The organism is Candidatus Protofrankia californiensis (assembly GCF_900634765.1).
GTDB lineage: Bacteria > Actinomycetota > Actinomycetes > Frankiales > Frankiaceae > Protofrankia > Protofrankia californiensis.
Genome location: NZ_CAAAFT010000095.1, coordinates 49,227 through 54,787 on the forward strand (window position 1 = coordinate 49,227; position 5,561 = coordinate 54,787).

The following is a 5,561-nucleotide window of genomic DNA, read 5'->3' on the forward strand; positions in this document are numbered from 1 at the left end:
GTCCGGAACGTTGTGTGACTGTTGTCCGGAACCTGGGCCGGCGCCGGCCGGACCGCCGCGAAAAGTGTTGCGCAGCGCAAGCCGTGACGGGAAAGAATCGTGTTGAAAACCCAGGAGTATCTGTTTCGATACCGCCTGTTCCCTGCGGTTACCGGCGGCTTTTCCGCAGTTACAGACGGCCTACCGGCTCGGGTAGGCTCTGACTACGCTGAGCATCGGCTGCGGCATACAGCACGGCCTTCGGATCGTCGGGATGCAGGAAGACCCACCGCTTGTACGCCCAGAACCTGAAGATGGTCCCGAGGCCGGTACCGACCACGTTTCCGGCTAGATTGAAGGCCAGCACGCTGTCCAGGCCCAGCACATAGCGGGCGATCCCGAGGCACCCTAGGGCGATCCCGAGCCCGATGCCGTTGAGGATCACGAAAAGAGTGTATTCACGCCGTAGGCCCGTACGTGCCCGGTGCGTGAAGGACCAGTGCCGGTTACCGATATAGGCACAGGTTGCGGCCACGATGGTGGAGACGGTTTTCGCACTGAGCCAACCCATGCCGAAAAGGCCGTGGCACAGGTTGGAGATGAGGACGTCGACGAAGTAGCAGAAGCCGCCGACGACACCGAACTTCGCCATTTCATGAACAAGTAGCTGCCAGCGCGACCGCTTGGAACCGCCGTCCATCGTTGCCACGCTCACCTCATATGATCTTGACCGGTTTGTATCACCGGCTGAGCGTACAGACAGCTTCCATAGGCTCATCCGACCCCCCCAGGTTTCCAGCGATCTCCAACGGCGTAGGCAAAGTCGTGATCGCGGTCGCCGTTGGCCTGCTGGGTGTGCAACCCGCCGACATCATGTCCTCGGGTTGCTCAGTGAACTGATCCCCTTGCGGTAAGTATGACCCGTGCCCCGTGGGGCGATGCATTGTGGGCCTGGCCCGGCTTGGCGCCGGGTCGGCATCATGACGATGCGGGACGCGGTGAACCGCTGGCGGAATCGGCGTGGCCGCGTCATGCTGGTTGAGGCCAGCTGTAGTGACGGCCCGATGCTTGGTCTCCCGGAGAAGTGCCCGCCGGGTCGCGACGAAGCGTCGCGCACTGTCGGTGGGTTCCACAGCGACCTTCACGGCGACGTTGCCGTGTGCCTCATGGGTCGGCATCCGCTGCGCGTCCACCGTCCCCATATGTCCATTGCCTCGTGTGTCCACCGCGCCGATGGAGGTTGTACAACCATGACCATGGTCGACGCCCGCGATGATCCATCGCGGCTGGAACGCTCTCGCAGCGCCACCGACATGCTGGCGGGGCGCGCCGCGGAGTTCGCGGCCGCCCGGCGGACCGGTGGCGAGCCGATGCGGGCCCGTCCGGCCCGCCCGACTACCGGAGTTGCGGTTCTGGCCTGCATGGACGCGCGCCTGGACGTGCACGCCCTGCTGGGCCTCGGCGAAGGTGACGCGCATGTCCTGCGTAACGCCGGCGGGGTGGTCACCGACGACATGATTCGCTCGCTGGCGGTCAGCCAGCACGAGCTGGGCACCACTGAGATCATCCTGTTGCGCCACACCCAGTGCGGGATGGTCACGATCACCGACGAGGGATTCCGGAACAAACTGCTCGAACGCACGGGGTCCCGACCGGACTGGCCCGTCCACGCATTTGATGATCTTGAAGCGAGCGTGCGGTTGTCCATTTCGCTGCTCCGTTCCAACCCCTTCCTGGCCGCCACGACGTCGGTCCGGGGCTTCATCTACGACGTGGCGAGTGGCGCCCTGCGGGAGGTCTCGGCCTGACCGGTGTCGTCACAGTGACACGGTCCCGAGGCGCCGGACGCCGGTTGGTGCCTGTCCCAAGATGGGTCCCGGCTCTGCCGGTCCTGACGCTGCCGGTCCTGACGCAGCCGGCCCGCACACCGCCGTGACGCGCTCGACGGCGATTCGCCGGTCGAGCAGCCCCCGGTCAAGGTGGCGGCACAGGACCACCGACGCTCCGGCAGCCAGGGGAGACAGCAGCCCGCCGAGCAGCCCGTCGGGCGTGTCGTAGCCGGCCGTGGTCAGGATACGGTCCTGTTCGGTCAGGTCCCAGGCCTGCGCGTAGTAGGTGGCCAGACGCGTCAAGGTCCGCTGATTTGCCGGCGGCACCGGCGCGGTGAAGCGGTCGCCGTGGCTGAGGACCTCGCCCGCGAAGTCGAGTACTCCCGGCACCGGCTGGGCCAGCCGTCCGCCCATCGGGCGCAACGACAGAGCGACGATCTCGGCTCCGTCGCCGACCGCGATCGGATCATCCACGGCGTCCTCGGTCACGAACACCGCCACCGGTGGATCGTCGTGGTCGTCCGTCCCGGACACGGCATCCGGACCGGTGTCGACGTCGGGCCGTTGAACGGCCACCCGGGCGCCCGCCGACCATGCGGCGAGCAGCACCACCGCGGTTTGCCAGTGCGGTGGTAGGACTATCCGGACGGTGTCACCCGCAGCGATTCCGAGCGTGTCGACGAGCAGGTTCGCGGTCTTGGAGACCCAGTTGTCGACGGTGGCGGCGGACAGTTCGCTCCGCTCGCCGGTGGCGTCGTCGTAGAAGGTCAGCAGCGGGCGTACCGCGTCCGCGCGCACCCTGCGGGCCAGCAGCGCGGCGACGCCGCTCACGTCGGCCGCGCCGGCCGGGGGAGCCGCGCCGGCCACCCCGGCTGCGAGGCGGCCGGAGGAGCCGAGGGCATCAGCGGGCACGGCGGCCACAGCGGTGTCCAGGACGCCGTTGATGACCCCGTCGAGAAGGCGTCCGGTGGGGAAGGTCGATGAACTCATTGGATGCTCACGGTAGTGCACTGCCAGCCTGGTTGGTTACTTGGTGACGCGGACAGTACTGTGGTATGTCGGTTACGGGTAGGTCGGCCACGGCGTAGGTATGCCCCTTCACGGGGTGCAGGACGTGTTCGCCGGGGCGACAGGCGGTGCCGCTGAGGCGGGCGCCCCCGGCGCCGTCGCGGATCCTGGGACGGCTGATCCCGTGGCTCTCGTGGTAGTGGTCCCGCCGCCGGCGGAGCCGGCCGCCGTCCCCCGCAACGCGGTGAGGGGCTGGGTCGGCAGGTCCGGCGCGTCGGTCACACCGGTGAACGAGGTGCCAAGGACCAGGACCAGCCCCCGGCTGATGGTTGGATCCTCGATGGTTCGCGAGCCGGTGATCATACTACTGAGCGTTTGCGCGGCCTCTTCCTGCCCGGCCGGGTAGCGGATCTCCGTCATGACCTGTCCGGCCGGACCGGTGGTGGTCTTCATCGAACCGGCGAATCCCAGGGCGCTGAGGGCGCCGGTCGTCTGCGCGGCCAGACCGGAGCGGCCGGTCTTGTTGCGGACTTCGGCAATGGTCACCTGGCCCGGCGGGAGCAACGGCCGGCTGGTCGTCCCGTCGCCGCTCCCGCCGCCACTGGCCGGGATGTCGTCTGCCGCCGGTCGCAGCGGGGCCAGGAGGGCGGCCAGGCCGGCGCGATCATAGAACAGCACCTGGCCGTGCGGGGGTATCTCACCCTTGTCGTTGATGGCACCGTCGGACTTCGTCGGCACAAAGGTGGGTATGGTGATAAAAGTTACTTTTCCGCCGCCGACCGCGCTGAGTCGCTGCGCGATCTTGATCATCGCTCCGTTCTCGGTGAGGCCGTTGTCGACCTTGAGCGAGCCGCCGACGGCGCCGATCAACTGTGTGATCTTGACAGGGTTGGTGAGGACGCCCGCGCTGGTCGCCTTGTCCAGCAGCTTCGACAGGAACTGCTGCTGGCGGGCGACGCGGTAGGTCTCGTCCGGCAGCGCGTGGCGGGTGCGGACGAATGCCAGCGCCTGGTCGCCGTTGAGATGGTTGACGCCGAGCTTTCCCCGCCACTGCGAATAGTTGTCGTGCAGGTTGGACGTGCCACCACCTGGCAGCGGCGCAACGCACACGTCCACCCCGCCGACCGCGTCGGTCATGGTCTTGAAACCGGCGAGGTCGATCGAGATGAAATGATCGATCTTGAGGCTGGTCAGGCTCTCCAATGTGCGGGTGAGCCCTTCCACGCCGCCGTAGGAGAGGATGTTGGTGAGTTTGTCCTTGCCGTCCCGGGGCGCCTTCGGGATGCCGGGGGCCACCCTCACGAGGGTGTCCCGGGGAAACGACACCAGGGTAACGGCGCCGTCCGCCCCGAAGTGGGCAACGATCGTGGTGTCGGAGCGGACCCCGTCGACCTGGCCGTACTCACCGTTGGTACCCGCACGGCTGTCATCCCCGAGCAGGAGGATGTTCATCTCGCCGGGCCGTTCGGCCGGCCGCTCGCCGCCGGGCGACCATGCGACTCCGGTGATTGAGCTGTTGAAGTAGCGGTATGCCGCCCATCCGATGGAGCTGACCGCGAGGACCAGCACTGACAGGGCGGTGGCCGCCCCGACCGACAGCATCCGCAGCGGCGAGCGCACGTGACGGCGCGCGCTCAGGGGGAGCCGTGGGTTGAGCTCGGCGGGCAATGCCAGCCGGCGCGCAGGTCTGCGACTCACCGGCTTCCTCAATCCTCCTCGGCCGGGGCGACTGGTGTGGTGGTGTTGGCGTCCACGAGGCAGCGTGGCCCTGTCTGATTGGGACGCTTTGGGCTGCTCTGACGTTGCCATGAGGCGAACGACACCTCACCACCGGGTACTGGGAAGAACCACAAGTAACATCATCGTTACTCAAGCTGCGGTTCACGGATCATGAGCCCGGGGCGGACGGGCCCGCCGCAGGCCCATACGCGGGCGCCGGCACCGTACACGGCGGAAGGCAGACGGCATCGGCTGCGCTGACGATCCGGGAGACCGACTACGCCCGGTTCGCAGTGATTCTAGCCGGCTCGTAGCCGGTGACTTGGTGTGCCCGAACGAGAGAAACCAGACACTGGACGCCGGTTCAAGGGATGGCCGGACACCTGCCCGGGAGGCCTGGAACCCGCCTGATAGACCTAAAACGTACAGCTGGCGGTGAGCTCGGCTGCGGTGACGGCCGGAGTCGGAGCCGGGGGTGAGGGCGTCGGGTTCGGCCGGGCGTGCTGCGAGCCGAGCCGGCCCGTCGTCGTGTCGTCCGCCGCCGTCCCCTCCCTGCCTCCCGCGCCTGCTGACGTGTCGGTCGTGTCTGTCGTGCCGGCTGTGCCGGTAGCGCCCCCTGCGCCTGTCGTGCCGCTGCTCGGCCCCGAGCCGGCCACCAGTGCCTTCGTGTTCACCCCTTTGAAGCCCGCACCGACCACCAGCGTGATGTGAGCCGACAGCGACGGGTCCTCGCGTAGCTGCGCTCCAGGGACCGCGGCAGCCACGGTGCGCGCCGCGGCGAGCCCGTCCGGGCCGTAGCGCACCAGCGAGGTGGCCGCGTGCCGGTCGTCGGCGCTGCTGACGTGGGCGACCCGGAATCCGGCCGCGGCCAGTTCCTTTGCCGCGCTGGTCGCGAGGCCACCCGTGGTGGTGCCGTTGAGGACGTCCAGCGTGATCGACGACGGCCGGACCAGCGTCGTCCTGCCGGCAGGGTCCGTCGGTGTCGCCTTCGGTGTCGCCGTCGCCGTCGGTGTTGGCCTCCCGGGT

General features: G+C 68.2%; 5 protein-coding genes. 1 reads left to right on the forward strand and 4 read right to left on the reverse strand.

The genetic code is table 11. The features are described from left to right. Positions 1-169: 169 nt before the first annotated feature. On the reverse strand, positions 170-679 hold the full coding sequence (locus DD1DGNOD_RS05820; protein ID WP_131765609.1) for a GtrA family protein: 510 nt from the start codon (positions 677-679) through the stop codon (positions 170-172). 550 nt (positions 680-1,229) lie between these two features. On the opposite strand from DD1DGNOD_RS05820, the gene DD1DGNOD_RS05825 reads away from it, so the two are divergent. After that, positions 1,230-1,787, forward strand: a complete 558-nt coding sequence (locus DD1DGNOD_RS05825; protein WP_131765582.1) for a beta-class carbonic anhydrase — start codon at positions 1,230-1,232, stop codon at positions 1,785-1,787. A gap of 9 nt (positions 1,788-1,796) precedes the next feature. Here the strand turns inward: DD1DGNOD_RS05825 and DD1DGNOD_RS05830 are convergent, their stop codons facing one another. From DD1DGNOD_RS05830 to DD1DGNOD_RS05840, 3 genes are all read right to left on the reverse strand, one after another. After that, positions 1,797-2,798 (reverse strand): TIGR03089 family protein, encoded by a 1,002-nt coding sequence (locus tag DD1DGNOD_RS05830; RefSeq protein WP_131765583.1) that lies wholly within the window; start codon positions 2,796-2,798, stop codon positions 1,797-1,799. A gap of 108 nt (positions 2,799-2,906) precedes the next feature. Then, positions 2,907-4,514, reverse strand: a complete 1,608-nt coding sequence (locus DD1DGNOD_RS05835; protein ID WP_241251260.1) for an LCP family protein — start codon at positions 4,512-4,514, stop codon at positions 2,907-2,909. A 437-nt stretch (positions 4,515-4,951) separates the two neighbouring features. Continuing rightward, a partial coding sequence (locus DD1DGNOD_RS05840; RefSeq protein WP_131769613.1) for a LytR C-terminal domain-containing protein occupies positions 4,952-5,561 on the reverse strand: 610 nt, incomplete at its 5' end.

What these genes read in the sequence shown, in the direction of transcription:
- DD1DGNOD_RS05820 (WP_131765609.1), bottom strand. Translation starts at nt 679, where the DNA reads ATGGACGGCGGTTCCAAGCGGTCGCGCTGGCAGCTACTTGTTCATGAA.
- DD1DGNOD_RS05825 (WP_131765582.1), top strand. Translation starts at nt 1,230, where the DNA reads ATGACCATGGTCGACGCCCGCGATGATCCATCGCGGCTGGAACGCTCT.
- DD1DGNOD_RS05830 (WP_131765583.1), bottom strand. Translation starts at nt 2,798, where the DNA reads ATGAGTTCATCGACCTTCCCCACCGGACGCCTTCTCGACGGGGTCATC.